The sequence below is a fragment of the Burkholderia sp. A9 genome, from assembly GCF_000801975.1.
In genome coordinates this window covers 43,711-67,867 of the sequence record NZ_JSZN01000020.1, presented here as the reverse complement: position 1 = coordinate 67,867, position 24,157 = coordinate 43,711, and the positions used below count along the sequence as shown (strand labels likewise).

Annotated in this window: 22 protein-coding genes; 9 read left to right on the top strand and 13 right to left on the bottom strand. The window is 68.6% G+C overall.

Annotated features, from left to right (window positions below; genetic code table 11):
- Positions 1 to 10: 10 nt before the first annotated feature.
- Together PI86_RS11235 and PI86_RS11230 are read left to right on the top strand one after the other, a co-directional pair.
- Positions 11 to 451 carry an Hsp20/alpha crystallin family protein gene (locus PI86_RS11235; RefSeq protein WP_039322067.1) on the top strand — a complete coding sequence of 147 codons (441 nt, stop codon included), beginning with the start codon at positions 11 to 13 and terminating at the stop codon, positions 449 to 451.
- A 16-nt stretch (positions 452 to 467) separates the two neighbouring features.
- On the top strand, positions 468 to 884 hold the full coding sequence (locus PI86_RS11230; protein ID WP_039322064.1) for an Hsp20/alpha crystallin family protein: 417 nt from the start codon (positions 468 to 470) through the stop codon (positions 882 to 884).
- Between the two features lie 111 nt (positions 885 to 995).
- Here PI86_RS11230 and PI86_RS11225 read toward each other — a convergent pair whose 3' ends face one another.
- On the bottom strand, positions 996 to 1,295 hold the full coding sequence (locus PI86_RS11225; RefSeq protein ID WP_039322060.1) for a TFIIB-type zinc ribbon-containing protein: 300 nt from the start codon (positions 1,293 to 1,295) through the stop codon (positions 996 to 998).
- Positions 1,296 to 1,367: 72 nt separating this feature from the next.
- Entirely contained in the window at positions 1,368 to 2,123 is a 756-nt protein-coding gene (locus tag PI86_RS11220) for a TerC family protein (RefSeq protein ID WP_014897464.1), read from the bottom strand.
- A gap of 108 nt (positions 2,124 to 2,231) precedes the next feature.
- Between PI86_RS11220 and PI86_RS11215 the strand changes: the two genes are divergently transcribed.
- On the top strand, positions 2,232 to 3,125 hold the full coding sequence (locus PI86_RS11215) for a LysR family transcriptional regulator (protein ID WP_039322057.1): 894 nt from the start codon (positions 2,232 to 2,234) through the stop codon (positions 3,123 to 3,125).
- 147 nt (positions 3,126 to 3,272) lie between these two features.
- Positions 3,273 to 4,403, top strand: a complete 1,131-nt coding sequence (locus PI86_RS11210) for a DUF2242 domain-containing protein (protein ID WP_039322055.1) — start codon at positions 3,273 to 3,275, stop codon at positions 4,401 to 4,403.
- Positions 4,404 to 4,719: 316 nt separating this feature from the next.
- Here PI86_RS11210 and PI86_RS11205 read toward each other — a convergent pair whose 3' ends face one another.
- Positions 4,720 to 5,640, bottom strand: a complete 921-nt coding sequence (locus PI86_RS11205) for a pyridoxal-phosphate dependent enzyme (protein ID WP_014897467.1) — start codon at positions 5,638 to 5,640, stop codon at positions 4,720 to 4,722.
- A 242-nt stretch (positions 5,641 to 5,882) separates the two neighbouring features.
- Between PI86_RS11205 and PI86_RS11200 the strand changes: the two genes are divergently transcribed.
- The gene (locus PI86_RS11200; RefSeq protein ID WP_039322051.1) at positions 5,883 to 6,794 is read left to right on the top strand and encodes a LysR family transcriptional regulator; all 912 of its coding nucleotides are present in this window, start codon (positions 5,883 to 5,885) and stop codon (positions 6,792 to 6,794) included.
- Positions 6,795 to 7,502: 708 nt separating this feature from the next.
- Positions 7,503 to 8,708 (top strand): MFS transporter, encoded by a 1,206-nt coding sequence (locus PI86_RS11195; RefSeq protein ID WP_039322048.1) that lies wholly within the window; start codon positions 7,503 to 7,505, stop codon positions 8,706 to 8,708.
- 120 nt (positions 8,709 to 8,828) lie between these two features.
- Here the strand turns inward: PI86_RS11195 and PI86_RS11190 are convergent, their stop codons facing one another.
- The 3 genes from PI86_RS11190 to PI86_RS11180 are packed head-to-tail and all read right to left on the bottom strand — an operon-like array spanning position 8,829 to position 12,490.
- On the bottom strand, positions 8,829 to 9,851 hold the full coding sequence (locus tag PI86_RS11190) for a histone deacetylase family protein (RefSeq protein WP_039322045.1): 1,023 nt from the start codon (positions 9,849 to 9,851) through the stop codon (positions 8,829 to 8,831).
- Between the two features lie 25 nt (positions 9,852 to 9,876).
- On the bottom strand, positions 9,877 to 11,148 hold the full coding sequence (locus PI86_RS11185; protein WP_039322041.1) for a Zn-dependent hydrolase: 1,272 nt from the start codon (positions 11,146 to 11,148) through the stop codon (positions 9,877 to 9,879).
- Positions 11,149 to 11,179: 31 nt separating this feature from the next.
- Complete coding sequence (locus PI86_RS11180) at positions 11,180 to 12,490, bottom strand: MFS transporter (protein WP_039322039.1); 1,311 nt, start codon at positions 12,488 to 12,490, stop codon at positions 11,180 to 11,182.
- Between the two features lie 193 nt (positions 12,491 to 12,683).
- Between PI86_RS11180 and PI86_RS11175 the strand changes: the two genes are divergently transcribed.
- Positions 12,684 to 13,640, top strand: a complete 957-nt coding sequence (locus PI86_RS11175) for a LysR family transcriptional regulator (protein ID WP_039322035.1) — start codon at positions 12,684 to 12,686, stop codon at positions 13,638 to 13,640.
- 61 nt (positions 13,641 to 13,701) lie between these two features.
- Here the strand turns inward: PI86_RS11175 and PI86_RS11170 are convergent, their stop codons facing one another.
- The 4 genes from PI86_RS11170 to speB all read right to left on the bottom strand — a co-directional run bounded on the left by PI86_RS11170 (position 13,702) and on the right by speB (position 18,436).
- Complete coding sequence (locus PI86_RS11170; RefSeq protein ID WP_039322033.1) at positions 13,702 to 14,772, bottom strand: porin; 1,071 nt, start codon at positions 14,770 to 14,772, stop codon at positions 13,702 to 13,704.
- Between the two features lie 160 nt (positions 14,773 to 14,932).
- A complete protein-coding gene (locus PI86_RS11165; RefSeq protein ID WP_014897474.1) occupies positions 14,933 to 16,363 on the bottom strand; it encodes a purine-cytosine permease family protein in 1,431 nt (476 codons plus the stop codon).
- A 303-nt stretch (positions 16,364 to 16,666) separates the two neighbouring features.
- Complete coding sequence (locus PI86_RS11160; protein WP_039322113.1) at positions 16,667 to 17,344, bottom strand: SOS response-associated peptidase family protein; 678 nt, start codon at positions 17,342 to 17,344, stop codon at positions 16,667 to 16,669.
- A gap of 141 nt (positions 17,345 to 17,485) precedes the next feature.
- Positions 17,486 to 18,436, bottom strand: coding sequence for an agmatinase (speB, locus tag PI86_RS11155; protein ID WP_039322030.1), 951 nt, complete (start codon positions 18,434 to 18,436; stop codon positions 17,486 to 17,488).
- A gap of 129 nt (positions 18,437 to 18,565) precedes the next feature.
- On the opposite strand from speB, the gene PI86_RS11150 reads away from it, so the two are divergent.
- A complete protein-coding gene (locus PI86_RS11150; RefSeq protein ID WP_039322029.1) occupies positions 18,566 to 19,483 on the top strand; it encodes a LysR family transcriptional regulator in 918 nt (305 codons plus the stop codon).
- A 69-nt stretch (positions 19,484 to 19,552) separates the two neighbouring features.
- On the opposite strand, the gene PI86_RS11145 is transcribed toward PI86_RS11150, so the two are convergent.
- Together PI86_RS11145 and PI86_RS11140 are read right to left on the bottom strand one after the other, a co-directional pair.
- Positions 19,553 to 20,182 (bottom strand): NAD(P)H-binding protein, encoded by a 630-nt coding sequence (locus PI86_RS11145; protein WP_039322026.1) that lies wholly within the window; start codon positions 20,180 to 20,182, stop codon positions 19,553 to 19,555.
- A 180-nt stretch (positions 20,183 to 20,362) separates the two neighbouring features.
- On the bottom strand, positions 20,363 to 21,379 hold the full coding sequence (locus PI86_RS11140) for an AraC family transcriptional regulator (protein ID WP_039322023.1): 1,017 nt from the start codon (positions 21,377 to 21,379) through the stop codon (positions 20,363 to 20,365).
- A gap of 135 nt (positions 21,380 to 21,514) precedes the next feature.
- Here PI86_RS11140 and PI86_RS11135 point away from each other — a divergent pair, with 135 nt between their 5' ends.
- The gene (locus PI86_RS11135) at positions 21,515 to 22,489 is read left to right on the top strand and encodes an alpha/beta hydrolase (RefSeq protein WP_039322020.1); all 975 of its coding nucleotides are present in this window, start codon (positions 21,515 to 21,517) and stop codon (positions 22,487 to 22,489) included.
- Positions 22,490 to 22,764: 275 nt separating this feature from the next.
- Here the strand turns inward: PI86_RS11135 and lpdA are convergent, their stop codons facing one another.
- Positions 22,765 to 24,156, bottom strand: a complete 1,392-nt coding sequence (gene lpdA, locus PI86_RS11130) for a dihydrolipoyl dehydrogenase (RefSeq protein WP_039322018.1) — start codon at positions 24,154 to 24,156, stop codon at positions 22,765 to 22,767.
- Position 24,157 lies beyond the last annotated feature (1 nt).

Genomic DNA, 24,157 nt, shown 5'->3' with positions numbered 1-24,157 from the left:
GAGGACCCACATGAGCGGTATCCATTTCGGCAACGACCTGTTCGACGAATTCGCCCGCGTGCAGCGGCAGATGGCGAACCTGCTCGGCGAACGCCCGTCGGGCATCCGCGCGGTGCGCCCGGGCGCCTTTCCCGCGCTCAACGTCGGCGCCACCGACGACGCCATCGAGATCGTCGCCTTCGCGCCCGGCATGGCTGCGGCCGACTTCGACGTGTCGATCGACAAGGACCTGCTGACCATCAGCGGCGAGCGCAAACCGGCACCGCGCAGCGCAGGCGACGACCAGCGCACCTATGCGCAGGAGCGCTTTCACGGCGCGTTCCGCCGCGTCGTCGAGCTGCCGCGCGACGCGAATCCCGACCAGGTCAGCGCCCGTTACGAAAACGGCTGCCTACTGATTCGCGTCGGCCGTCGCGAAGCATCGAAGCCGCGCGCCATCACCGTTCAGTAATCTTCAGGACACCGACATGAATACGAACCCGACCCTGGCCGAGCGCCAGACGAGCACCGTTCACGCTGCCGCTGCTGCTGCCGACGCCGCACGCCGGCCCGCCATCACGCCTGCCGTCGATATCGTCGAAGACAATCGCGGTGTCATGCTGCGGGCAGACCTGCCCGGCGTGCCGCGCGAGAACCTCGACGTGAAGGTGCACGACAACACGCTGACGATCGAAGCCGACACGCGCATCGACACGCCGGCCGACCTGCGCGTGCGACACGCCGAAGTCCGCGCGCCGCGCTATGCGCGCACTTTCGTGCTGAGCCCCGATCTCGACACGTCGAGGATCGACGCGAACCTGCGCGACGGCGTGCTGACGCTGACGATCCCGCGTCGCGAGGAAACGCGGCCGCGCCGCATCGACGTGACGGCCGGCAACGCGTAAGCGCTGGCGTGCGTCGGACGCGACGCATATGAAAAAGCCCCGCCGGGCGTGATGCCGGGCGGGGCGTTTTTTGCATCGGGCAGCCCGCGAGCGGACGCACCGTAGCCGGATTCAATCGAAATCGAAGAGGTCGAACACCGACTGCTTGCGACGCTGGCCATCGTGCCTGTAACGACCGTGCGAGCGGCCGTCGCGCCCCCAGCCGTCGTCGCGGCCGCGCGGCGCGTGCACATCGTGCAGCGCAGGCGCCGCGTCGCGACGGGGCGGCGCAGCGCCGGTTTCGCGGGCGATCAGCTTGTCGAGTTCGCCGCGATCGAGCCACACGCCGCGGCAGGTCGGGCAGTAGTCGATCTCGATCGACTGGCGCTCGGCCATCAACAGGTCGGGCGTCTTGCAGACAGGACATTTCATCGCGTTGCTCCCTGGGTTGAACATTCCGCATCTGGGGTGATGCCGGCCGCGGCCGGCATCACCCCAGCCCACTCAGTGACCTTCGACCCGCGCCGCACGCTTCGCCTTCGCGCGCCGCGCCAGCATGTTCAGACCCTCGACGAACGCCGAGAACGCCATCGCCGCGTAGATATAGCCCTTCGGCACGTGCGACCCGAAGCCTTCCGCGATCAGCGTCATGCCGATCACGACGAGGAACGACAGCGCGAGCATCACGACGGTCGGGTTGCGGTCGATGAAGCGTGCGAGCGGCTGCGCGGCGAACAGCATCACGGATACCGCGACGATCACCGCGACGAACATGATCGGGATGTGCTCGGTCATGCCGATCGCGGTCACGATGCTGTCGATCGAGAACACGATGTCGAGCATCACGATCTGGCCGATCGCGGCCCACACCGTCAGGCCGGCCGCGCCGCCGGACGCGCCGGCGCCGTCGCCGTCATGCGACACGTGATGATGCATCTCGGTGGTCGCCTTCCACACGAGGAACAGGCCGCCCGACAGCAGGATCAGGTCGCGCCACGAGAACGCGTGATCGAACAGCGAGAACACAGGCTCGGTGAGGCTCGCGATCCACGCGACGCTGCCGAGCAGCGCGAGGCGCATCACGAGCGCGAGCGCGATGCCCAGGCGCTGCGTGCGGGCGCGCTGCGCTTCGGGCAGCTTGTTGCTGAGGATCGAGATGAAGATCAGGTTGTCGATGCCGAGCACGACTTCCATCACGACGAGCGTCAGGAGCGCGGCCCAGACGGCGGGGTCGGCGGCAAGCGTCAGCAGGTAGTCCATGAAAAGGGCCGATACGAAAGTGGAAAGCCCGATGATAGGCGGCCCCCGGCTTCGAAAAAATCAGAGAGAATCTGATCTTTGGTTCGGTTTTTACGAAGTATTGATCCGATGCTGAATTTCCGACATCTGTACTATTTCTGGGTCGTCGTGAAGGAAGGCGGCTTCGCGCGCGCCGCCGGGCGGCTCGACATGGCCGTGCAGACGATCAGCGCGCAGGTGCGCGAGCTCGAGAAGTCGCTCGGCCACCAGCTGCTGCGCCCGGTCGGGCGCGGCGTCGCGATGACCGATGCCGGGCAGGCCGCGTATGCGCGCGCGGAGGCCATCTTCGAGATGGGGCGGCTGATTCCCGACGAAGTGCGCGCGGCGGCCAGCCAGCCGACCGTGCGGCTCGCGGTCGGCCTCGCGGACGGGATCTCGAAGCTCGCCGCGCATGCAATCCTCGCGCCGGTGCTCGACACGCCCACGCTGCGGCTGCTGTGCCACGAGGGCGAGCACGATGCGCTGCTCGCGGAACTGGCGCTGCACCATCTCGATCTGGTGCTGGCCGGCCAAGGCGCGCCGTCGGGTTCGAACCTGCGCGTGACGAGCGAGCGGCTCGTCGCGTCGCCGGTCGACTGGTACGGGCCGGCGGCAATCGTCACGCCGGCCGCGCGGCAGCGCTTTCCGCAGTGCCTCGCCGAGTTGCCGGTGCTGTTGCCGACCGCCCATTCGGCGCTGCGCGCGCGCCTGGACCGGTGGCTCGAACGCGAGCGGATCGTACCCCGTTTGACCGGGGAATTCGAGGACAGCGCGCTGATGGCCGTGTTCGCGGCGCGCGGGCTCGGCGTGTTTCCGCTCAGCGAACTCGGCGCGAACGACGCGTCGCTGCTGCGCGGGCTGCGCCGGCTCGGCCGGGCGGGCGACGTGACCGAAGAGATCCACGCGATCCGCTCGCGGCGCGGGGAACACCACCCGCTGGCGTCGCAATTGCTCGCCGCCGCGCGGCCGGCGCCGGCCGGCTGAAGCAAGCGCGACATCAAACGAAACTATAATGACGCCCCGGCCATACGAGATTGCCCCGCGCATCGCACCGGCACCGCCGTTGCGCGGCGTGCGTGCGCTGCCCCCGCAGCCCCGCGCGGCATCTCGCCGAGCCTTATGAAAGACGCCATGCACAACCGATTTCGCCTGTTTTCCGTTTCGTGCGCGCTCGCGGCCGCGACCGTGCTGGCGGCGTGCTCGTCGCCGCCCAAGCCGATCTACCAGCAGGAACAGTTCGATGCGACGAGCAGCCCGTACGCGCACACGTTCCACTCGAAATACGACGCGGCCTGCGAGGCCGCGCGTCGCGCGCTGCTGAGCCAGGGCTATGTGGTGTCATCGTCGCGCAACGATGCGGTCGACGGCAGCAAGAATTTCCAGCCGAACAACGACATGCACGTCGTGATCGAGTTTCACGTCGTGTGCGCGGACGCGAACGCGGACGGCTCGTCGAGCATCGCGTACGTGAACGCGGTGCAGGACCGCTATACGCTGAAGAAGTCGAATACGTCGGCGAGCGTCGGGCTCAGCGTGTTCGGTTCGCTGTCGCTGCCGATCGGGTCGAGCGACGATGCGCTCGTGAAGACCGCGAGCGAGACGATTCCCGCCGGCGTGTTCTACGAACGCTTCTTCAATCTCGTCGAGCATTTCCTGAAGATCGATCCGGCCCGCCGCGATCGCGCGACCGTGAAGGCTGCCGAGAAGGAGCCCGTCACGCCGCTGCCCGAACCCGCGCCGACGCCGCAGGGCGAGCCGATGAAGATGACGACGCCGCTCGTGCCGACCCCGCCGGCCGCGCCGGTGCCGCTGTCGGTGCCGGGCGTCGCGCCGGCATCGGGCGCGTCCGTCATGCCAGCCATGCCCGCTGCAGCTTCGGCGGTGGTGGCGCCGTCGGGAGCGATGCGGAGTGTCGTGCCGGCTTCGGCGCCAGCTTCGGGTTCGATGCCGGCTTCAGCTTCGATGCCTGCTTCGGCTTCGATGCCTGCTTCGGCTTCGATGCCGGCTTCGGCTTCGGTGGCTCCTTCGGCTTCGGTGGCTGCTTCGGCTTCGGTGCCTGCCTCGGCTTCGGTGCCTGCCTCGGCCCCAGTGGCCACCTCAGCTCCAGCCCCCGCTTCAGCTTCGGCACCGCCGTCGAAGCCGGCCGCCGCCGCGCCTTCGAACACCGCTCCGACGTCGACGAACCTGACCCCCGCGCCTGCTGCCGCCGACCCCGTCGCCTCGTCCGCACCGATTGGTGCCAGCACACCGGCCGCGAACTGACCGGTGTGCCCTTCCCGCCGCGCCGTGCGCCATCGCGCGCGGCGCGCTGCGAGTCCCTTTCCCCGTCATCCTTCGAGCAACTGACCGTACATTCGGTCAGCGATTACGCGCGCTCGTCGTAACGTGACCGCTGATCGGGGACAATCCGCCACGGCAGGCCACGCCAACCCCGGATGCGCGGATCGCCGCAATCGATCCCGCCCCACTGTCATCCGGCGGCTACGCCATCGGCTTCCTCGCTGTCCGGCCGCCCGGCGTCACGGGTCACGGGTCACGGGTCACGGGTCACGGATCACGAGTCACGCGGCTTGGCGCGTTACCGCAACGTCGCGTTCAGCGTCTGCAACTGCTCGACCGTCGCCGTCACGCCGCCGCAGACGATCACCGCGATGTCCGATGCCGCCGCGAGCACCGGCACCGACTGTTCGAGCGCGGCCAGCGCGGCGCCGCACGCGGGCTCGACGACGATCCGGTGCTCGTCCAGAAACCGCAGCGATGCCGCCACCGCCTGCGCGTCGGACACGACGACAGGGTGAATCGCGTGCCGCGTCGCCCATTCGACCGCCGCGTCGCACGGCCGCTTCGCGCCGAGCGACGTCGCGATGCTCGTGATCGCCGGCAATTCGACCGGGCGCCCCTGCGCGACCGAGCGGGCGTAGCAGTCGGCGCCTTCCGTCTCGACCGCGACGACCGGCACGTCGTGCCAGCCGTTGCGCGCGAGCCCCTCGAGCACGCCGCACAGCAGCCCGCCGCCGCCGACCGCGAGCACGACTGCGTCGGGCTTCGGGCCGGTCGCCGCCATCTCGTCGATCATCGTCGCGTGCCCTTGCCACAGCACGGGATCGTCGAACGGATGCACGAACGCGTCGTGCTCGCCGACGGCCGACAGCGCGAACGCGTTCGCCTCGGCCCAGCTCGCGCCGTGCACGACCACCTCCGCGCCCTCGACACGGATCAGCTCGCGTGCGCGGGCCGATGCGCTTTCCGGCACGACGACGAGCACCGGCAAGCCGAGCTCGCGGCCGCAATATGCGACCGCGATGCCCGCATTGCCGCCCGACGACGACACGAACCGGCGCGCGCCAGCGGCATGCCGCGCTTCGCACACCGCCCCGATCCCGCGCAGCTTGAACGAACCGGACGGCTGCAGCGCGTCGAGCTTCAGCCGGATGTTCGTGCCGAGCCGGCGGGACGCGATCTGCGAGCGAATATAGGGGGTCTGGATATGGAGCGGCATGGTGCGGGACACGATGGGGACTGGGGGAACGCACGCGGCCTGCGGACAGGCACGGCAACGGCAACGGCAACGGCAACGGCAACGGCAACGGCAACGGCAACGGCAACGGCAACGGCAACGGCAACGGCAACGGCAACGGCAACCATCCTACGGCACGCGCGCCATGCTTTCCAATACCATCGACTGGTATTTGCTATGCTTTACAGGTATATCCATCGAATCCGAACGGGAGCCGCTAGCGCATGCGCCAGATCGAACTGCGTCACCTGCGTTACTTCGTGGCGGTCGCGCAAGCCGGCAGCGTGATGGCCGGCGCCCGCGCGGCCGGGATCGTCCAGCCCGCACTGTCGCGGCAGATCCGCGAACTCGAGGACGCGATCGGCACGCCGCTGCTGATCCGCCGCGCGACGGGCGTCACGCTCACGGCGGCCGGCGCGAGTTTCCTGCAGGACGCGACCGGCCTGCTGGCGACGTTGCAGGACAGCCGCGAACGCGCGTTGCGCAGCGCGGCCGGTCAGCTCGGCGAACTGCGGCTCGGCGCGCTGCCGAACTGCCTGCCGCTGCCGGTCGTCGCGAACGTCCTCAAGGCGTTTCGCGACGCGTGTCCGGACGTGAAGCTGTCGATCGCGCCGATGTTGTCGGCCGAACAGGCGGCAGCGCTGATGCGCGGCCAGCTCGACGGCGGCATCATGGCGTGGCGCCGTGACGAGGCGCCCCATCTGTCGGGCGTGCGGCTGTTGAGCGACCGCTTCGTGCTCGCGATGCCCGCGCCACCCGGCGGCCGCTTCCACGCGCCGCGCACGCTCGCCGACGTCGCGCACGAGCCGTTCGTATGGTTCGATGCGCAGCGCTCGGCCGCGCACCACCGCTTCCTGATGGCCCAGTGCGACCAGGCCGGCTTCACGCCGCGCATCGCGCAGGTCGGCAGCGACATCCCGACGCTGATCGGTCTCGTCGCGGCCGGCATGGGCTGCGCGTTCGTGCCGGAAAGCGCATCGCCGACGTGCCCGCGCACCGTCCGGCTCGTCGCGCTCGACGAGCTCGCGAACCGCTTCGACATCGAGTTCGTGTTCGACGGCGCGGCAACGCCGCCCGCTCCCGTCGTTGCGCGGTTTCTCGCGGCCGTGCGCGACGCGGCGGGCCGCGCGGACTGACAGCCCGCCACCCGCGAGCCCGCGACACCATCCGCATACGCACGATCGCCCGATAGCCGATGCGGCCGGCAGCGCAACCACGACGCAGGATGCGCGGCTTCGCCGGCATCACGCATCAAACGTCTGCTTGAGCGCACAAAATATCTTTCAGATTGATGACAGCGGATGCCGCAGCGCCCGGTATTTTTAAATTGGCACCAAAAACTGCCGTTTAACGTCATTTCGAATGCTTGAGCGCCGAAATATACTGCGCGCGCATCCACAACCCTCGTGCCAAAGAGAGGATGCCTTGCTGCCCCGGTCACGGCCCCCCTGTGACCGGGGATTTTTTTGGCCGTACGCTGCACCGGCGACGGGTTTGCAGGAATGCCGAGATGCTCGCGCCGCATCGCGTCGACAGACGGCGGCGGGACCGGGGCGAAACGCCGACCCAATCGTGCCTCGGGCCTGCAAGGCCGGTTCGTCCGATGACGAAAACCTTTCGCGCGACACGGGTTCGCTCGAACGCACGGCCAGCCACGCAGCCGGTGGCTGCCCGACGAAGCGCGGGAAGCCACGCCCGGCGGGCCGCCCCGGCCCCGCATTCTTGACATGGAATCAAGATAATTTCGCCCGCACGCGGCTTTTTCCGCAAAAGTAATGCAGGCACACTTCACCCTGTCCACAACGGCCCGGTGCCGTTGCCCAACGCTTACAGGAGCTCATCGCGTGAACACCACGACTTCTTCTCCTTCCCGCCCGGGCGGCAGCGCCGCGCTGCCGCTGCTGGCGCTCGCCGCCGGTGCGTTCGGCATCGGCACGACCGAGTTCTCGCCGATGGGCCTGCTGCCCGTGATCGCCGACGGCGTGCACGTGTCGATTCCGAAGGCCGGCATGCTGATCAGCGCGTACGCGATCGGCGTGATGGCCGGCGCTCCGCTGATGACGCTGCTGCTCGCGCGCTGGTCGCGCCGCTCGGCGCTCATCGCGCTGATGTCGATCTTCACGATCGGCAACCTGCTGTCGGCCGTCGCGCCGGATTACACGACGCTGCTGCTCGCACGACTCGTGACGAGCCTCAACCACGGCGCGTTCTTCGGGCTCGGCTCGGTGGTCGCGGCCAGCCTCGTGCCGCGCGAAAAGCAGGCAAGCGCGGTGGCCACGATGTTCATGGGCCTCACGATCGCGAACGTCGGCGGCGTGCCGGCCGCCACCTGGCTCGGCCAGATCATCGGCTGGCGCATGTCGTTCGCGGCGACCGCGGTGCTCGGCCTGATCGCGATCGCCGGCCTGTTCGCCGCGCTGCCGAAGGGCGAAGCCGGCAAGATGCCGAACCTGCGTGCCGAACTGTCGGTGCTGACGCGCCCGGTCGTGCTCGGCGCGCTCGGCACCACGGTGCTCGGCGCCGGCGCGATGTTCACGCTCTACACGTATGTCGCCCCGACGCTCGAACACCTGACCGGCGCGACGCCTGGCTTCGTGACCGCGATGCTCGTGCTGATCGGCGTCGGCTTCTCGATCGGCAACATCGCCGGCGGCCGCCTTGCCGACCGCTCGCTCGACGGCACGCTGATCGGCTTCCTGCTGCTGCTGATCGCGACGATGGCCGCGTTCCCGCTGCTCGCCAGCACGCACGTCGGTGCCGCCGTCACGCTGCTGGTCTGGGGTGTCGCGACGTTCGCGGTGGTCCCGCCGCTGCAGATGCGCGTGATGCGTGCCGCACACGAAGCACCGGGCCTCGCCTCGGCCGTCAACATCGGCGCGTTCAACCTCGGCAATGCGCTCGGCGCGGCAGCCGGCGGCGCAGCGATCTCGGCCGGCTACGGCTACGCGGCCGTGCCGCTCGTCGGCGGGCTGATCGCCGCGGCCGGGCTCGCACTGGTCGCACTGCAGGTCGTGCAGCGCCGCCGCGCACCGGTCGCCGCGAACTCGTAAGCGCACCGCGACCCGCAGGGTGCCGAGCCACGGCACCACCATTGAAAAACGCCCGCGTCGGGATCCCGACGCGGGCGTTTTGGCTCACGGGCCGCGCGGCGCGGCCGCTGCTTCGACGGTTCAGCGCGCGGCGGCGAACCCGCCGAAGAAGGCGCGCGCGTTCGCATCGAGGCTCTCCAGGTGGTAGCCGCCCTCCTGCACGATCACCGTCGGCACCCCGAGCGCGCCGAGCGCGCCGCCGAGCCGCCCGAACCCGTCGGTCGTGACCGCGACCTGCGATTGCGGGTCGTCCTTGTAGATGTCGAAGCCGAGCGCGAGCACGAGCGCATCGGGCTGGAACCGCGCGAGCGCGCGCAGCGCGTCGTCGAGCCGCTCAAAGAACGTCGCCTCGGGTGCGCCATGCGGCATCGGCAGGTTCAGGTTGAAGCCGTCGCCGGCCCCCGCGCCCGTCTCTTCCTCGTAGCCCGCGACGACCGGGTAGAAATTGGTCGGGTCGCCGTGGATCGACACGTACAGCACGTCGTCGCGGCCGTAGAAAATCTCCTGCACGCCTTGCCCGTGATGCATGTCAGTGTCGAGGATCGCGACCCGGCGATGGCGGCCGAGCAGCGCCTGCGCGGCGATCGCCGCATTGTTCAGGTAGCAGAACCCGCCGGCCGCATCGCGGCGTGCGTGATGGCCGGGTGGCCGGCACAGCGCGTACGCGTCGCGCGCGCCGTCATTCACGTCGACCGCGGCCGCGAGCGCGCTCTGCGCAGACCAGTACGCGGCGCGCCACGTGTTCGCGCCGACCGGGCAACTGCCGTCGGCCAGGTAGCGCGCGGCTTTCGCGAGCACGCCGCGCAGCGGGTTCGGGTCGCGCACGAACACGTTCGACATCACTTCGTCGCCCCAGTCGTCGGGCATCCGTTTCCAGTCGCGGTGCGCTTCCTCGAGAAAGCGCAGGTAGTTCATGTCGTGCACGGCCGCGATCGGCGCGGTGCCGCGGTCAGCGGGCTCGCACACGGCGAAGTCGAGCGACCGGACGGCCGCGACCAGCCGCGCCGCGCGCTCGGGCACCTCCTGCGGCTCGCGCATCCTGCCGCGCGACAGGTAGGTGCGCGGATGGTGCAGCAACTGTTCGGGGTGGAAATAGGTTTTCATCGGGGGTCCTCGTCGGTTCGCCGCGTCATGCGTGCTGCGCGGACGTGGCAGCAGCCACGCGGGTTGCGATGCCGGCACGCGTCAGCACCGCGTTCAGCAGCACGTTCGTGCCGCGCGTCACGTCGTCGGGCAGCGCGTCCTCGGCCTCGTTGTGCGACAGCCCGTCGACGCACGGGATGAACACCATCGCGGTCGGCACGCGGCGCGCCAGCAGGATCGCGTCGTGGCCGGCGCCGCTGACGATCCGCTCGTTCCTATAGCCGAATGCGTCCGCCGCCTGCGCGACGAGGTCGACGCAAGCGCGGTCGAACGGCGTCGCCGGGCTGCGCCAGCAGGTATCGATCGCGATCTGCACGCCGCGCGCGGCGGCCACGCGCGCGCAGGCGTCGCGCAGTTCGCGCTCCATCGCATCGACTTGCGCATCGTCGTGATGGCGCAGGTCGACGGTGAACGTCACGTCGCCGGCGATCGTGTTGCGCGACGCATTGCGGATGCCGACCTGCCCGATCGTCGCGAGCCCGCGCGGCGCGTAGCCGGCGACGATCCGCTCCAGTTCGAGCGCCATCTGCGCGCCCGCGAAATACGCATCCTTGCGATACGGCATCGGCGTCGTGCCCGCATGCGCGGCCACGCCCGTCACGCTCACGTCGAGCCAGCGGATCGCCTGCCCGCCCGTGACGATGCCGATCGTCGTGCCGTTCGCCTCGAGCACGGGCCCCTGTTCGATATGCGCCTCGAAATACGCGTCGACCGCGCCGCCCGTCGCGCGTGCACCGCGATAGCCGCATGCGTCGAGTGCGGCGCCGACCGTGACGCCGTCGGCGTCCTGCTTCGCGAGCGCGTCGTCGAGCGGCAACGCGCCCGTGAACACCGCCGAGCCGAGCATCGCCGGCGCGAAGCGCGCGCCCTCCTCGTTGGTCCACGACACGATCTCGAGCGGCTTGTCGGTCGCGATGCCCGCGTCGTTCAGCGTGCGCACGAGCTCGAGCGCGGCAAGCACGCCGTAGACGCCGTCGAAGCGCCCGCCTTCGGGCTGCGTGTCGAGGTGGCTGCCGATCAGCACCGGTGCGGCCTGCGCATCGACGCCGTCGCGCCGCGCGAACAGGTTGCCGACGCCGTCGACGCTCACCGTCATCCCCGCGTCGCGGCACCACTGCGCGAACCGGTCGCGCCCGCGCCGGTCGTCGTCGGTGAGCGCGAGGCGCCGCACGCCGCCGCGCGGCGTCGCGCCGATGCGCGCCATGTCGACCAGGCTCTGCCACAGACGGGCACCGTCGATTTCCAACAGGTCTTTCATGTGTACTCCGGATGAATTTGTTCGTTGCAGCTCACCGCGAGCCGAGCGCTTCGGCGGCGGCCGGCTGGCCCGCACGACGTGCGTCGAGCGCGACGATGCAGAGCAGCGAGATGCCGGCGAGACCCGTGTAGAACACGGCGAGCGGCCACCACTGGCCGGCGAAGCGATGCGCGAGCCAGGTGCCGACGAGCGGCGTCAGGCCACCGGCGATCGCCCCGCAGATCTGGTACGCGAGCGAGATTGCCGAATAGCGCACGTGCGCCGGAAACACGCCGCTCACGAAGCCCGCGATCACCGAATAGAAGCCGGCCATGCACACGACCGCGAGCGCGATGCCCGCGACGAGCGATGCGGACGTGCCGCCCTGCACGAGCATGAACATCGGGTACGGCGACAGCATCGCGAGCAGCGCGGCGATCTTCAGGAAGCGTGCGCCGCCGATGCGCTCCGCGAGCCACGCGGCGATCGGCTGCGCGATGAACTGGATGATCGCGACCGCGAACAGGCTGTCGAGGATCAGCGAGCGCGACACACCGACGTACTGCGTCGTGTACGCGATCATGAACGTGTTGGTGAAATAGACGCCCGCGATCCCGATCGTGTTCGCGCCGATGCAGAGCAGCACGAGCCCCGACGCGGAGCGGAACACTTCGGCGACGGGCAGCTTCACGGTGCGGTTCGTTTCCTTCACGCGCGCGAATTCCGGCGACTCGTTCACGCCGAGCCGGATCAGGATGCCGACGACCAGCAGCACCGAGCTCGCGAGGAACGGCAGGCGCCAGCCCCAGGCGAGGAAGTCGGCCTTGTCCATCGACGTGACCGCGCGGAACGCGATCAGCGACAGGATCAGCCCGGCCGGGCTGCCGAGCTGCGCGAACGACGCGAAGAACGTGCGACGTCCCTGCGGCGCGTGTTCGCCCGCCATCAGCACCGCGCCGCCCCACTCGCCGCCGACCGCGATCCCCTGCACGACGCGCAGCGCGACCAGCAACACCGGCGCCAGCATGCCGACCTTCGAATAGTCGGGCAGCAGCCCGACACACACGGTCGCGACGCCCATCATCATCAGCGTCGTCATCAGCGCCTTCTTGCGGCCGATGCGGTCGCCGAGGTGGCCGAACACGATGCCGCCGAGCGGACGCGCGAAGAAGCCGACCGCGAACGTCGCGAACGACGCCATCGTGCTGACGAAGCGGTCATGCGACGGGAAATAGAGTTCGCCGAACACGAGCGCGGCGGCGGTCGCGTAGATGTAGAAGTCGTACCACTCGATCATCGTGCCGATGAACGCGGCCATCGCGGCGCGCGCCGGCTGGCGGGTGGAAGGAAGGGACTGGGTCATGCTGGCTCCTGACGCGCGCCGCGCTGCGGGCGACGCGCACTATCGTGATGGCCGGCCGTCTGTCGCGGCCTCGCGCCGCACGGTACGGCGCCCCTCCTTTATCGGCGACCGCAAATCATTAGTCAAATTTCAAGTTATTATTCGCCGTATAAATCCAGCTAATGACTGATCCGATGCCTCGCCCGGAGACCCGATGCGCGCCGACCTCGCCCCCTTCCTGAACGACCGCCTCGACTGGAACCTGCTGCGCACCTACCTGGTGATCATGCAGGAGCGCAGCGTGAGCCGCGCGGCCGCGCGCCTGCACGTGACGCAGCCGGCCGTGAGCCAGGCGCTGCGGCGGCTCGAGGACGCGCTCGAGCGACGGCTGATCGAGCGCCGCGGCGCGCACTTCGCCCCGACCCCGGCCGGCGAAGCCGTGTACCGGATCGCGAGCGACATCTACGGCGGCGTGTCGCGTCTCGAAACGGAACTGGACGACAGCACGGCCGACCTCACCGGCTCGATCCGGCTCTTGACGGTGAGCCGCATCGAATCGCCCGTCTACGACGCGTTCCTCGCCGACTTCCATCGCGCGTATCCGCGCATCGACCTGCAGATCGAAGTGATGCGTTCGTCGGACATCCTGTCGTCGCTGCTGCAGAAGACGGCCACGGCCGGGCTCGGCCTGTGCCGCACGCCGCACGACAAGCTGGAAATGCGCTGCTTCCTGCGCCAGCGCTATGCGATCTACTGCGGCCGCCACCACCGGCTGTTCGGGCAGACGCAATTGCGGATGGACGATCTGCTCGCGGAGAACTTCGTGTCGTTCACGAGCGACCAGATCGGCGACAGCCTGTCGCCGCTCACCGTGTTCCGCGACCAGAAGGGCTTCACCGGACGCATCGTCGCGTCGTCGCCGAGCCTCGAGGAAGTGCGGCGGCTGATCTTCGCGGGTTACGGGATCGGCTGCCTGCCCGAACACATCGTGCGCGACGACATCGCGCAGCAGCGGCTATGGCGGCTGCCGCCCGACGACGGCCTCGTCGATGTCGACGTGTTCCTGCTGTGGCATCGCGACCGCAAGATGAACGCGGCCGAGCAGGCGTTTCTCGACGCGATGGAGCGCTGCATGCAGCGCCATTCGCTCGCCGAGCGGCTGGGGATGTAGGCGCGCGAATGCGCGCCGGAAAGCAGGCGCCGGCACACCTGGCCCGGCGCCCGGTGCATCGTCAGAAGCGATGCACGATGCCGAGCTGCACGCCGCGCGCGTTCGCGCCCGGGTACGCGAGCGGCAGGCCCGGGTTCGCCGCGCCGGCGAGCGTGTAGCCGGCCTGGTTGCGGTTGCGCAGGTACGACAGCGCGCCATAGAAGCTCGTGCGCTTCGACAGGTCGTACTCGTACATCAGACCGAACTGGTCCGCATTGTCGCCCTGCGACGCCTGGTCGTGCAGGTACGCATAGCCGAGCGCGACGTAGTTCGCCGGGTTGAGCTGGTATTTGACCGACAGACCGTACACGCGCGAGTCGATCCCCAGGTCGGCCCACTTCACCGCGGAGAAGCCGCCGTACACGGTCGCCTTGCCGATCTCGTACGATGCGCCGGCCATGATGGTGCGATCGGTCGTGCTCGCCGTCCGGTTCTTCAGCCACTGACCCGCGACGAACGCCGCGAACGGCCCGTGCTCGTAGGTCACGTCGACCTGCTGGCTGGAGCCTGCCGAGCGCACGCCGCCCGCGTCGCCGAACCCGAAGTACAACCCTGCCTGGAAACCGGCGATCTCCGGGCTCTGGTACGACAGCGTATTGCTCGTGCGGAACGCGAACACGGTGAGGTTGTCCATGCCGGACGCCTGCGTGACGCCGCCGAACGCATCCTGCCCGCCCTGGTCGTTGAACAGCGGCGAGTTCTGGCGGCCCGCACGCACCTTGCCCCACTGCCCCGCGACGCCGACCCACGCCTGCCGGTTGAACATGCTGCCCGAGCTCGCGAGCGAGCCGTCGTTCGGGTTGAAGCCGTTTTCGAGCGCGAACTCGATCTTCTGCCCGCCGCCGATGTCCTCGCCGCCCTTCAACCCGAACCGGCTGCCCCACTGGCCGCCTGAGCCGATCGCCGCCGTATAGCCGTTGCCGGTATTCACGTACTGCGCGAACTCGTCGATCACGCCGTACAGCGTGACGCCGTCCTGCGCGAGCGCGGCGCCCGAACCGGCGACGCATGCAGCCGCGACCGCCATCCGAACGCCGGCATGCACCGGCCGCACCCGGGAACGATTGCTCCGTGCGTTGATTTGTTTAGTCATACTATTCAATGGAAAGAGAATGGAACGATGCCGGGCACGGTGGTCTTGCCGTGCCGGCATCGTGGATAACGAAGAGGTGTGCAGCGCGGCTGCCGGCCGCGCGACGCGCGGCGGGCCACTCAGGCCGGCGGCAGGCCGGCCCGACAGTCAATGCGACGCGTCAGTGACGAGCCTCGCCGCGTTCGAGCGGCAGGATCAGGCGCTCGGGGATGCTGCGTCGCGACGCGCGCGCGCCGACGTAATACAGCAGCGCCGGCACGACGAGACCGAGAATCCACGAGATGTCGGTGCCGCCGAGCGCATCGACGAGCGGGCCCGTGTAGATGTGCGTCGACATGAACGGAAGCTGCACCAGGATGCCGACCACGTAGATCGTGATCGCCATCACGTTCCAGCGGCCATAGCGGCCGTCCGGATCGGACAGCGCCGGCACGTCGTAGCGCGAGCGCGTGAAGCAGTAGTAGTCGACCAGGTTGATCGCGCTCCACGGCGTGAAGAACGCAAGCAGGAACAGGATGAACGCAGTGAATTCCTTCAGGAACGAATGGCGGCCGGCGAGCGCGATCAGCGTCGACACGCAGATCATCCCGAAGATGTAGACGAGACGGCTGCGCGACGACACCGCGCCCTTGCCGCGGAAGCCGCTGACGATCGTCGCCATCGACATGAAGCTGCCGTACGCGTTGAGCGCCGTCACCGTCACCTTGCCGAACGCGATGCTGAAGTACAGCAGCGCGGCCACGGCGCCGGTCGAGCCGAGGCCGACGATGTACGACACCTCGTGGTGCGCGAACTGGCTGCCGGCGAGCGCGGCGGCGAACACGCCGAATACCATCGCCGCCTGCGCGCCGAGCACCGAGCCGAGGCCGACCGCGAGAAACGTGGCGACCGACGACGTCGAGCGCGGCAGGTAGCGCGAATAATCGGCGACGTACGGGCCGAACGCGATCTGCCACGACGCGGACAGCGACATCGATAGCAGGAAGCTTGCGAGCGAGAAATGCTTGTTCGCAAGCAGCGCGCCGACGTCGTGGTTCGCGAACAGCTGCGTAAACATGTAGATGAACGCGACGATGCCGACCACGCTCGCGATCCGCCCGACGAAGTGGATCGCGCGATAGCCGAACACCGTGAGCACGACGATCACGGCCGCGAACAGCAGGATGCCGGCCGCGTCGTCGACGTGCAGCAGTTGCGCGACGGCCTGCCCGGCGAGCACCGAGCCGCTCGCGGAAAAGCCGATGTACATCAGGCACACGAGCACGATCGGGATCATCGCGCCGTACACGCCGAACTGCACGCGGCTCGAGATCATCTGCGGCAAGCCGAGCTGCGGCCCTTGCGCACCGTGCAGCGCCATCACCGCGCCGCCGACGAGCTGGCCGAGCAACAGCGCGACCAGCGACCAGAACACGTCGCCGCCGAGCACGACCGCAAGCGCCCCTGTGACGATGGCCGTGATCTGCATGTTCGCCGACAGCCACAGCGTGAACTGGCTCAGCAGCCCGCCGTGGCGTTCGGCGTCGGGAATGAAATCGATCGAGCGTACCTCGATCAGACCGCCGGCTTTTCCACTGGAATTCGTTGACACGGGAAAATCTCCAAGATACTGAGGATCACAAATAGTTCGGATGAGACAGGAACGTGCGAGCCGCCCTTTCGGCTCTTCGGGTGCGGTGCGCCGTGGATCGCCGGCATGCGCCACGCACGCATGGTCAGCACGCTGGCGCGCAAGCGGCACGACGTGTGCCGACATTGCCAGCGGATGATCTTGTATATACAACTTGGGTGATATCGGGGATTACCCGGTATCGATCGATTTTCGAAATCGTCCGAATAATCGGCGCACGGCCGGGCAATTTCGCCGCAAGTCAGACGTTGGAAAAATGAAAGGTCACGCGCCGGCCGGCGGTGCCTGGTCGGGCTCGGCCGTCATGTCATCGGCGGGGAACAGATTCAGCATGCTACGTGCAGTCTCGATGTCGCGCGTATGCAGCCATTCGTCGTAATCGTCGCTGCGCAGGATCACGACGCCGCGCTTCTCGTCGCCCGGCCGATGCATCCGCGCGAACAGCGAATGATCGTCGGCGTTCACCGTGAGCATCGTCATGCCGATGCATACGCGCCCGTCGCTGTCTTCGTAGCGGCGCCAGATACCGGCGACGCAATACGGCTGCCAGCCGTCGACGCCGATCCGGTGCCACACGTTGCGGCCGGTTTCGTAACAGGGCTCGAAGATCCAGCGCACCGGAATCAGGCAGCGCTGGCCGTTGCGCCACGCATTGCCGTAGAGCCGCGACGAGCCGACCGTTTCCGCCCGCGCGTTCACCGTATCGAGTTTCTTTCTCTTGCGACCGTTCTCGTCGAGGCGCTCGGGCTGCATGAATTTCGGCCAGAAGCCGAACACCGCGCTCACGACCGCGAGCCCGTCGCCGTCGGCATGCGCGATGGGCGCCGCGTAGTCGGGATAGACGTCGGGCTGCCAGGGATCGCGGCGAAACAGGTCGCCGATGCCGATCTTCAGCTCGCTGATGCCCGGGTCTTCGTCGGGGGCGCGATAGTGGGTGCACACGGGTCGGCAGATGATGGACGCAATGTCTTCATCGTAGGTCAGCATGCACGCGACGTCCCGCCATCGTCTGGTATGACGAAACAGTCTTGCGCGTGTGCGGCGTAACCTCGCTCATCCACCGTTCAGCGCTTCCGCGCGCCGTCACCGCGCCCCGCGCCGGCGCGATGCATACAGGCAGATCAGTTCCAGCCCGATCGTCGCACCGGCCAGCGACGTGATTTCCGCATGATCGTATGGCGGCGACACCTCGACCACGTCCATGCCGACCAGGTTGATGCCGTCGAGGTGACGCAGGATCTCGAACGCCTGGTGGCTCGACAATCCGCCCGACACCGGCGTACCGGTGCCCGGCGCAAACGCCGGATCGAGACAGTCGATGTCGAACGTGAGGTACACCGGATGATCGCCGACGCGCTCGCGGATCCGCGCGGCGACCGCCGCCGGCGTCGACGCGTGCACGCTGCGCGCATCCTGGATGTCGAACCCCATCGGCTCGTCGTTGGTCGTGCGGATGCCGATCTGCGCCGACCGTTCGGGCAGGACCCACCCTTCCCGCGCCGCGTGATAGAACATCGTGCCGTGATCGATGCGCTTCACGTCGCGGTCGGGCCAGGTGTCGGTGTGCGCATCGAAATGCACGAGCGACAGCGGCCCGTGCACCTTCGCATGCGCCTTCAGCAGCGGATACGTGATGAAGTGATCGCCGCCGAGCGTCAGCATCGCGCAGCCGCGTGCGAGGATCGCATCCGCATGCCGCTCGATTGCGCCCGGCACCGATTCGGGCTGCCCGAGGTCGAACACGCAGTCGCCGTAGTCGACCGCGGCCAGCACGTCGAACGGATCGAATTCCCACGGCCACGGGCGCTCCCACGCGATGCCGGTCGACGCGATCCGCAGCCCGCGCGGGCCGAAGCGCGTGCCGGGCCGGTGCGACGCGGCCGCATCGAACGGCACACCGGTGATCGCGAGATCGACGCCGTCGAGATCGCGGCTGAAGCGCCGGCGCATGAAACTCGTCGCACCGGCGAACGTCGGTTCGGCCTGCGTGCCGTAAAGGCTGTCGCGCGTGAACGCGAGATCGTTCTGGCTCATCGTCGGATTCCTGTGTGAGGGGAACAGCGGTCGCGCGGCTGGCGACCTCGGACCCGATTCTGCCGCGCCCCCATCCGACGAAAAATATGAACTAACATAAGCTGACTTCACAAAACGCGATGTATCGCCATGCTGACCCGCTTGAGAGACATGGATGTGCAGTTGCTGCGGCTGTTCGTCACGATCGTCGAGAGCGGCGGCTTCAGCGCGGCGCAAGGCACGCTCGGGATGGCGCCGTCGACGATCAGCACCCAGATGGCCAAGCTCGAGACGCGCGTCGGCTTCCGGCTGTGCGAGCGCGGCAAAGGCGGTTTCCGGCTGACGCCGAAAGGCGAACGCGTGCTGCAGTCGACGCGGCGCCTGCTGCAGGCGATGGAGGTGTTCACGCGCGATACGCAGCACGTGTCGGGCACGCTGCTCGGCGAGCTGCGCATCGGGCTGTCCGAGCGGCTCGCGCCGGACATCGTCGAAGCGATCGCGACGGCCGTCGGCCGCTTTCGCGAGCAGGCGCCCGACGTGCGGATCGAGATGCTCGCGGTGGCGCCTGACGAGCTGGAGCGCAAGCTGCTGAAAGGTGAACTGCAGCTCGCGGTCGGCTACTTCTCGGGACACCAGGCTGGCCTGCACTACGCCCCGCTGTTCGTCGAGCAACAGTCGCTCTATTGCGGCGCCCGGCATCCGCTCGCCGCGAACAAAACCGTATCGGTGAACGACGTCGCGCGCGCGAGCAACGTCGCGCGGCTCTACAAGACCCAATCGGCCGGCTCGGCGCTACGCAACGCGCAGCCGACCGCATTCTCGGAAAACGTCGATGCGGACGTGATCTTCATCCTGTCCGGTGCGCACGTGGGCTTCCTGCCCGACCATGTCGCGGCGCCGTGGGTCGCGGCCGGCAAGATGCGCAGGCTGCTCGCGAGCAAGCTGAGCCATGCGGTCGCGTTCCAGCTCGCGACGCCGCGCAACAGCGACGGCGGCGAAGCGCTGGACGCGTTCCGCGATGCGCTCGCCGAACAGTTCGGCCCGCTCGACGGCGTCGCGCACGGCTAGCCGGCGCGGGCGATCCTTGCACCCATCCCGGCCTGCCGGATGCGGTGGCCGCGCGTCGCCCGTGACGGCTCAGGCGAGCCGGTCCGATGCGACGAGGTGCACGCCCGGGCGGGCATCGATCGCGGCATCGAGCAGCGCGCGGGCAATGCGCGGCGCGGGATTCACCCGCCACTTCGGCGGCAACAGCGGCCCTGCAACGCCCAGCGCAAGCGCCAGCAGCCGCTCGCCGAACCTGAATTCGTCGCGGCTGCCGCCGATCACGCCGGGCCGCACATACGTGAGCGACGCAAACCCGACGCCGGCGAGCGCCTGCTCGACCTCGCCCTTCACGCGGTTGTAGAAGATGCGCGACGCCGGATCCGCGCCAAGCGCGGAATTCAGCACGTAGGTCGGCGTGCCGTGCCGGTGCGCGAGACGCGCGACCGCGAGCGGATAGTCGTGATCGACACGCCGGAATGCCGCCTGCGAACCCGCGGTGCGCATGGTGGTGCCGAGCGCGCAGATCACCGCGTCGGCCTGCCACCAGTCGGCATCCTCCGGCAGGTGACCGAAGTCGGCTTCGAGCGCACGCATCTTCGGATGCGGCGACAACGGCCGGCGCGCGACGACGACGACCTGGTCCACCCGCGCATCGGCGAGCGCGAGTTCGAGGACGTGGCGCCCGACGAGTCCGGTCGCGCCGACGAGCAACAGTTTCATGTTCGCTAGTTCCCTATGAGGCCTGCGCCGGCTCGCCGCCAGCGACTGCAGCGCGCATGCCGGGCTTCGCCATGCCGCATCACGGCGGACTCGCCAGTGTGCGGCCGACGACTCAGACTGGAAGTCGACACGATGAACGGTTTGCTCGGGAGGGTCAACCGCGACCCGCGACCTGCCCCGCTATGAACCGGCTCCCGCCTGCCGCGACACGCTCGGCGCGACACCGGTCCACCGCTTGTAGGCCTGCGAGAACGACGACATGTCGCTGAACCCCAGTTCCTCCGCGATTTCCTTGATCGACAGCCGCCCTTCGGTAATCAGCGCCTCTGCGCGCGCCTTGCGCACCGCATTGGAGATGTCGCGAAAGCATGCACCCTCGTCCTGCAGCCGGCGCTTCAGCGTGCGCTCGCTCGTGTTGAGCAGCGTCGCGATGTCCTTCAGCTGCGGCGGCCGGTCAAACGGCCGCGTGGCCAGGTATTCGTTCAGGAACGATACGAGGTCGACGCGCGTGCGCCTGCGCGCGATCAGCTCCGCGCACAGGCGCTCGCACATCGCGGCGGTCGCGGCATTCGCCTGCGGCAACGGCCGTTCGAGGTGCGCATGCGCGAACGTGATCGCATTGGCCGGCCGACCGTACCGGACCCGCGTGCCGAGAACCTGCCGGCCACCCGGTTCCGCGCCATACGCGAGGTCGAACGTCGCGAGATCAAACGCGCTGCCGATCACGTCGCGCAGCACGCGGCAGGTCGCGCCCATCGCGCGCTCGACGAAGAAGCGCTGCAGCGGCGCGGACAGTTCCGGCGCCGCGTCGAACGCGATCGCATCGTGCCGACCGGCGCGGCGGTACGTCATCCCGACGAAGGTATAGGTCAGCGCCAGATAGCGGCCCGCGAGCGCGACGGCGTCCATCCCGGTCGCGCTGCTGAGCAGCCCGTACCCGAGCAATCCGTACGCCGACAACTGATACGACAGGCCGACCGTCAGACCGACCCCGGCCTCGTTCGCCGTCAGCGCAAGCAGGTTCGACGCGACGGTCAGTTCCTGCGCGGCCAGCACCGTGAAGTCCGGATCGGCCAGCTGCTTCAGCGTGAGCTGCGAGCCCTTCAGCAAGGCCGCCGGCGCGAGCTTGCGGTCGCGTCCGAACGCGATCATCAGCAGGACGGAAGCCGGGCTGCGGGCAAAGTTCCAGACGTTCATCGGACGCCTCGTGACGTGTGTTGGCCTAGATTCTAAAGCGGTTGGCCCGCGCCAGCATGGTTGGCGACCGACGGCCGGATCATGATGGGACCCATCGCAACCGCCCTTTCGTGCAATCGACCGGAGACCGCCGCCATGTCCAGGACCTATGCAGACCAGCCCGTCTGGCGCGCCATGCAGGCATTCCTGCCCGCCGACTTCCAGTGGACGGCCGACCGCCAGCCGCATGAAGCATGGTGGCGCTGGAACGGTCATCGCCTCCACCTCGACACGTATCGCAATCCACAAGCGAAAGTGAAGGTGATCCTGTTCCATGGCGTCGGCACCAACGGCAGGCAGATGTCGATGATCGTCGGCGAGCAGCTGGCACGCCGCGGCTACGAAACGATCGCGGTCGACATGCCCGAATACGGGATGACCGAAGTCGCACGCGGCGCGCTGGTGCGCTACGACGACTGGGTACGTGCCGGCAGCGACCTGATCGACGCGGAACGCGCGAAGGACGATCGCCCGATCGTGCTCTACGGGCTGAGCGCGGGCGGCATGCTGACGTACCATGTGGCCGCGCTGAACGGCAAGGTCGCTGGCATCGTCGGCATGACGTTCCTCGATCAGCGCCTGCAACAAGTGCGCGACGAAACCGCGCGCAACCTGTTCATGAGTCGCGTCGGCGGCCCGATGACGCACTTCTCCGCGAAGACGCCGCTACGCGCGATGCGCATCCCGATGTCGCTCGCGAGCAAGATGCACGCGCTCGTGAACCGCGACGACGCGCTCAAGGTGTGGATGTCCGATCGCACGTCGGCCGGCAACGCGATGACGATGGCCTTTCTCGATTCGTACATGACGTATCGGCCGGCACTCGAACCGGAGCAGTTCCGTGTATGCCCGATCCTGCTCACGCAGCCGGCGGCGGACCGCTGGACGCCGCGACACCTGAGCGAGCCGTTCCTCGCGCGTATCCGCAACGTGCCGGTCAAGGTCGTGATGCTGGACAACGCCGGCCACTATCCGCTCGAACAACCGGGGCTTGCGCAGATGGTCGATGCGATCGATGCGTTCTATCGCGACGTGACGGCGCAGTCCGCTCGAGCGCGCGTGCCTTCGTGACCGCCTGCAGCGAGGGCCCTTCAACGCATATCGCAACGCAGCGTCGAACGGGTTGCTTGCGCATCGGCAATCAAAAGTTACGCGGGGAATGCGAATGCAGCGCGCCTGCTGTCGCATCGCCGACTTTGATCGATCGTTTGCAATCCGGATATTGCCGGCGCGACACGTCATGTCGAATCCGGTGCGGGAAAGCCAAAGCCGCCGCCTGCTGCCGACGCAAACAAAAAAGCCCCGCCGTAGCGGGGCTTCGTCCGGCCATGCATGCCGGCACGCGTTCACACGTGCAACGCATGTCCCAGCGCGCGCAACGCCGCTTCCTGCATCGCTTCGCCGAGCGTCGGATGCGCGTGGATCGTGCCGCCGATGTCTTCGAGCCGCGCGCCCATCTCGAGCGACTGCGAAAACGCCGCGGCCAGCTCCGACACGCCGCGCCCGACCGCCTGCCAGCCGACGATCAGGTGCGTGTCGCGGCGCGCGACCACGCGCACGAAACCGTCGGTCGCCTGCAGCGTCATCGCCCGCCCGTTCGCCGCGAACGGGAACGACGCGCTGATGCAGTCGACGCCGGCCGCCTTCGCCTCGTCGGGCGACCAGCCGGACGTGACGATCTCGGGATCGGTGAAGCACACGGCAGGGATCGACGCGGGCACGAACTTGCGGCGGCGTCCCGCGATCAGCTCGGCCACCATCTCGCCTTGCGCCATCGCGCGATGCGCGAGCATCGGCTCGCCGGCGACGTCGCCGATCGCCCACACGTTGCGCATCGACGTCCTGCATTCGTCGTCGATACGCAACGCACGGCCGTTGCGATCGAGCGACAGCGACTCGAGCCCGAAGCCGTCGACGCGCGGCCGGCGACCGACCGCCACCAGCACGCGATCGGCCGGCAGCGTCTTCTCCGCGCCGTCGGGTGCCTGCACGCGCACCGCGCCGTCGTTCGCGAGGCCCAGCACCTGGTGGCCCAGCCACAACCCGACGCCGAGCCGCGCGAGCGAATCGGCGACCGGCTTCGCGAGTTCCGCGTCGTATGCGGGCAGCACGCGCTGCGCCGCTTCGACGATGCTGACGTCGACGCCGAGCTTGCGATAGACGAGCCCGAGTTCGAGGCCGATGTACCCGGCGCCGACGACGACCAGCCGCTTCGGCAACGACGTGGGCGACAGCGCTTCGGTCGACGATACGACGTGCCCGCCGAACGGCATCGACGGCAGCGCGACCGGTTCCGAACCCGTCGCGAGCAACAGGTGCTCGCACGCGATCCGCGTCGTGTGGTCGCCGGCGACGACGTCGACCGTCTTGCCGTCGACGACGCGCGCGTCGCCATTCAGCACGCGCACGCCGTGCTTCTTCAGCAGCGCGCCGACGCCGCGCGTGAGCCGCTCGACGATGCCGTCCTTCCACGCGACGCTTTTCGCGATGTCGATCTCCGGCGCACGCACGCGAATGCCGAGCATTCCCTCGCCGGCCTGCCCGCACGCCTGCTCGAACGCGTCGGCGACATGGATCAGCGCCTTCGAGGGAATGCAGCCGATGTTCAGGCAGGTGCCGCCGAGCTGTTCGCGCTCGACGAGCACCGTCGGAATGCCAAGCTGCCCCGCGCGAATCGCGGCGACGTAACCACCCGGACCGCCACCGATCACGAGCAACGTGGTGTGTTCATTCTTCATC